General features: G+C 68.9%; 5 protein-coding genes. All 5 read left to right on the top strand.

Annotated features, from left to right (window positions below):
• Positions 1-29 precede the first annotated feature (29 nt).
• Positions 30-893, top strand: coding sequence for a creatininase family protein (locus AC27VN_RS32455; RefSeq protein ID WP_093348298.1), 864 nt, complete (start codon positions 30-32; stop codon positions 891-893).
• 65 nt (positions 894-958) lie between these two features.
• Positions 959-1,939, top strand: coding sequence for an ABC transporter substrate-binding protein (locus AC27VN_RS32450; RefSeq protein WP_057596987.1), 981 nt, complete (start codon positions 959-961; stop codon positions 1,937-1,939).
• A gap of 13 nt (positions 1,940-1,952) precedes the next feature.
• The gene (locus AC27VN_RS32445) at positions 1,953-2,783 is read left to right on the top strand and encodes an ABC transporter ATP-binding protein (protein WP_490879224.1); all 831 of its coding nucleotides are present in this window, start codon (positions 1,953-1,955) and stop codon (positions 2,781-2,783) included.
• A complete protein-coding gene (locus AC27VN_RS32440; protein WP_093348306.1) occupies positions 2,780-3,583 on the top strand; it encodes an ABC transporter permease in 804 nt (267 codons plus the stop codon). Before AC27VN_RS32445 ends, AC27VN_RS32440 begins: the two co-directional genes overlap by 4 nt.
• Before the next feature lie 7 nt (positions 3,584-3,590).
• Entirely contained in the window at positions 3,591-4,970 is a 1,380-nt protein-coding gene (locus AC27VN_RS32435; protein ID WP_398501501.1) for an FAD-binding oxidoreductase, read from the top strand.
• Positions 4,971-4,987: the final 17 nt, after the last annotated feature.

The raw sequence follows: 4,987 nt of genomic DNA, 5'->3' as shown, positions 1-4,987 counted from the left end.
CGAACAGAACCACTCCAAGGACCGTCCCCATGCTCCACGGCTACATCCCTCCCCACCGCTTCCTGCCCTATCTGAGCTGGACCGAGATCGCCGCGCTGCCCGACCGCGAGAACACGGTCATCGTGCTGCCCTGCGGCGCGATCGAGCAGCACGGCCCGCATCTGCCGTGCTCGGTCGACAGCGTGATCAGCTCGGGCGTGATGGGCAAGGCACTCGAGAAGCTGCCGGCCGAGGTGCGCGCCTTCGCGCTGCCCACCATCACCTACGGCAAGTCGGAAGAGCACCTGCACTTCCCCGGCACGATGACGCTGACCGGCACCACGCTGCTGTCGACCGTGACCGAGATCGGCGAGTCGGTCTACCGCGCGGGCTTTCGCAAGCTGCTGTTCGCCAACGGCCACGGCGGCCAGCCGCAGGTGCTCGAGATGGCGGCGCGCGAACTGCGGCTGCGCCATGGCGACTTCGTGGTGGTGCCGCACGGCGTGTCGCGGCTGCCGAGCGCGGCCAGCAAGCAGGTCAGCGAGCAGGAGAAGAAGCTCGCGATGCATGCCGGCCATTCCGAGACCGCGCTGATGCTCGCGCTCGCGCCCGAGACGGTGCACATGGAGCGCGCGGTGGCCAACTTCCCGCCGCCGTTCCCGATCAAGCTGCTGTCGGCCGACGGCCGCCCGGCCTGCGCCTGGACCGCGCGCGACTTCGGCCCCAGCGGCGTGATCGGCGACCCGACCACCGCCACGCGCGAGCAGGGCGAGGCGATCCTCGACACGCTGTCCGACAGCTGGGTGCAGGCGCTGACCGAGCTGCATGCGCTGCGCTGGGTGGTGCGCGAGGAAGCCACCTGGGAGCGCGGTCACCAGCAGGGCTTCGTGCAGCAGTCCTTCGCGCCGGCCTGAGCCTGCTTCTTGCATCGGCCCGTCTTTCCCCTTTTTCTTCACCCACGCCCTAGAGAGGTCCTCCCATGCGCTCCTTCGCACTGTCCCTGGCCGGCGCCGCCGCCATCGCCTTCCTCGCCGCGCCCGCGCAGGCCGAGGACAAGTTCACCTACATGACCAACTGGTACGCGCAGGCCGAGCACGGCGGCTTCTACCAGGCCGTGGCGCAGGGCATCTACAAGAAGTACGGCCTCGACGTGACCATCAAGATGGGCGGCCCGCAGGTCAACATCACGCAGATGATGGCGGCCGGCCAGGCCGACTGCATCATGGGCTCGAGCGACATCCAGATGATGCAGGTGCGCGAGGGCGGCGTGCCGGTGGTCAACGTGGCGGCCTTCTTCCAGAAGGACCCGCAGGTGCTGATCGCGCACGACGACGTGAAGAGCTTCGAGGACCTCAAGGGCAAGACGCTCTTGATCGGCGCGCAGGCCAACCGCGGCTACTGGCCCTGGCTCAAGGCCAAGTTCGGCCTCAAGGACGAGCAGACCCGGCCCTACACCTTCAACATCCAGCCCTTCGTGGCCGACAGGAACACGGCCCAGCAGGGCTACCTGACCTCCGAGCCCTACGCGATCCAGAAGGCCGGCGTGAAGAGCACGGTGCTGATGTTCAGCGACCACGGCTTCCCGGCCTATGCCACCACCGTCTCGTGCATGGAGAAGACGGTGAAGGAGCGCAGCAAGCAGGTCGCGGCCTTCGTCAAGGCCTCGGCCGAAGGCTGGAAGAGCTATCTCGCCGATCCCGCGCCCGCCAACGCGCTGATCAAGAAGGACAACCCCAACATGACCGACGACCAGCTCGCCTACAGCGTGGCCAAGCTCAAGGAGATGGGAATGATCACGGGCGGCGACGCGGCCAAGCTCGGCATCGGCGTGATGACCGACACGCGCGCCAAGGCCAGCTACGACTTCCTCGTGAGCGCCAAGCTGCTCGACCCGGCCAAGGTCGAGCTCGCGAAGACCTACACGACCGAGTTCGTGAAGGACGCCAAGGTGCTGCCCTGATCGTCGCCACGCCATGAACCGCATCGACCCCCACACCCTCGCGCCGCCGACGGTGCCTGCCGTGCCCGCGGTGGAAGTGCTCTCGGCCGAGAAGACCTATCCCAACGGCACGCAGGCGCTGCTGCCGGTCGACCTGTCGATCGCCGAGGGCGAGTTCGTCACGCTGCTCGGCCCCTCGGGCTGCGGCAAGAGCACGCTGCTCAAGATGGTGGCGGGCATGCTCGAGCCCAGCGACGGCCGGCTCCTGGTGTGGCGCAAGCCGGTGGCGCAGCTGCATGACTGCCCGCACAAGCTGTCCTTCGTGTTCCAGTCGCCCACGCTGATGCCCTGGGCCAGCGTGCAGACCAACGTGCGGCTGCCGCTCGATCTCGCGGGCGTGCCGCGCAAGGAGGCCGATGCGCGCGTGATGGAGTCGCTGGCGCTGGTGGGCCTCGAGAAGTTTGCGAGCGCGCTGCCGCGCGCGCTCTCGGGCGGCATGCAGATGCGGGTGTCGATCGCGCGCGGGCTGGTCACGCAGCCCGACCTGCTGCTGATGGACGAGCCCTTCGGCGCGCTCGACGAGATCACGCGCCACAAGCTCGACGCCGACCTGCTCGAGCTCTGGCGCAAGAAGAAGCTCACGGTGATCTTCGTGACGCACTCGATCCATGAGGCGGTGTTCCTCTCGAGCCGCGTGGTGATGATGGCCGCGCGGCCCGGCCGCGTGGTCGAGCAGTTCCAGATCGACGAGCCCTATCCGCGCAACGCCGACTTCATGGTCACGCCCGAGTTCGCGCGCCATGCCAGGCGGCTGCAGGACAGCCTGCTGCGCGCCAGCCATGCCGACGAGGAGCACGCGCGATGAGCCGCACGCCGCTCCTGAGCCAGCCGCGCGTGCAGCGCGTGCTCTACCCCATGGCGATCGGCCTGCTGCTGATCGCGCTGTGGCAATGGATGGTGGTGGCGATGGAGCTGCCGCCCTACCTCGTGCCCTCGCCCTGGCTGATGCTGCAGACGCTGGTGACCGACTGGGCACCGCTGGGCAACGCGCTGCTGGTCACGCTCAAGATCACCGTGCTGTCCTTCGTGCTCGCCACGGTGGCGGGCGTGCTGATCTCGTTCCTGTTCGTGCAGAGCAAGCGCATCGAGACCGCGCTCTTTCCGTACGCGGTGCTGCTGCAGGTCACGCCGATCGTGGCGGTGGCGCCGCTGATCATCATCTGGGTCAAGAACCCGACGGCCGCGATGACCGTGTGCGCGGCGCTGGTGGCGCTGTTCCCGATCATCAGCAACACCACGCTGGGCCTGCGCAGCATCGACCCCGACCTGCAAAGCTACTTCAAGCTCAACCGCGCCACGCGCTGGCAGCAACTGGTGCGGCTGCGCATCCCGAGCGCGCTGCCCTACTTCTTCGGCGGCCTGCGCATCTCGAGCGGCCTCGCGCTGATCGGCGCGGTGGTGGCGGAGTTCGTGGCCGGCACCGGCGGCTCGGGCGCGGGACTGGCCTACCAGATCCTGCAGGCGGGCTTCCAGCTGAACATCCCGCGGATGTTCGCCGCGCTGCTGCTGATTTCCCTCACCGGCGTCGCGCTCTTCGTGCTGATGGCCTGGCTCACCAAGGTGGCGCTGGGCTCGTGGCATGCGAGCGAACTTTCCCAGGACTGATCCCCACATGAACGCACAAGAATCCTCCATCGGGCCGCTGCTGCTCGAACTCCCCGACCTCGACTGGATCACCGACGAGGGCCGCGTCGTGCGGCTGTCGCAGGACTTCTCCTGGTTCAGCCCGGTGCTCAAGCGCCAGCTCGAGGGCAAGCATGCCGACGTGGTGGTGCGCCCGCGCAGCGAGGACGAGATCCGCGCGGTGGTCGGCGCCTGCGCGCGCCACGGCGTGCCGATCACCGTGCGCGGCAGCGGCACCGGCAACTACGGCCAGACCACGCCGCTGGCCGGCGGCGTGGTGCTCGACATGACGGGCTACAACGCCTGCCTCTGGGTGCAGCCCGGCGTGGCGCGCGCGCAGGCCGGCATCCGCCTGGGCGAACTCGAGAAGCAGACCAGGGCCAGCGGCCAGGAGATGCGCTGCGTGCCCTCGACCTACCGCAGCGCCACGCTCGGCGGCCTGTTCGGCGGCGGCTTCGGCGGCGTGGGCTCGATCAACTACGGACCGCTGGGTGCGCCCGGCAACGTGCTCGGCATCCGCGCGATGACCATCGAGGCCGAACCCCAGGTGGTGGAGCTGCGCGGCGCCGAGGCGATGCGCATGCACCACCTGTGGGGCACCAACGGGCTGGTGCTCGAGCTCGAGGTCGCGCTGGCGCCCGCGCATCCGTGGCTCGAGACGCTCGTGACCTTCTCCGATTTCGAGGGCGCGCTGAACTTCGCTGACCGGCTCGCGAACGCGCCGGGCATCGTGAAGCGCGAGGTGTCGTTCTATGCGGCGCCGATCTCGGACCACCTGGCGCAACTGGCGGCGCACTTGCCCAAGGGCTGCCACACGGTGCTGTCGCTGGTGGCCGAGGCCAGCGAGCCGGCGCTGCTGCAGCTGGTCGAGAGCTTCGGCGGCGCCGTGAGCTACCGCAAGACCGCGGCCGAGGTGCAGAAGAGCAACCGCACCCTGATGGAGTTCACCTGGAACCACACGACGCTGCACGCGCTCAAGGTCGACCCGACCCTGACCTACCTGCAGAGCGGCTTCGTGCCGGGGCGCCACGTGGCGCAGGTCATCGAGATGGAGAAGCTGCTCGGCGGCGAGGTGATGATGCACCTGGAGTTCATCCGCAACGTGGCGGGCCTGATGACCTGCAGCGGCCTGCAGCTGGTGCGCTTCAGCACCGAGGAACGGCTGCAGGAGATCATGCAGATCCACCGCGAGCACGAAGTCCACATCAACAACCCGCACGTGAACATCGTCGAGGACGGCAAGGCCGGCGGCCCGCTGCCGCCCGAGGTGATCGCGGTGAAGCGGCGCTTCGATCCGCTGGGCCTGCTGAACCCCGGCAAGCTGCGCGACTGGCCGGTGAAGCCGCGCGCGGCCGCGGTGGCGGCCTGAGTCAGGCCGCGCGGCGA

Source organism: Variovorax sp. 20P10.2.4 (assembly GCF_058244205.1).
The sequence above is the reverse complement of the archived record's forward strand: the minus strand, read 5'-3'. Positions and strand labels throughout refer to the sequence as shown.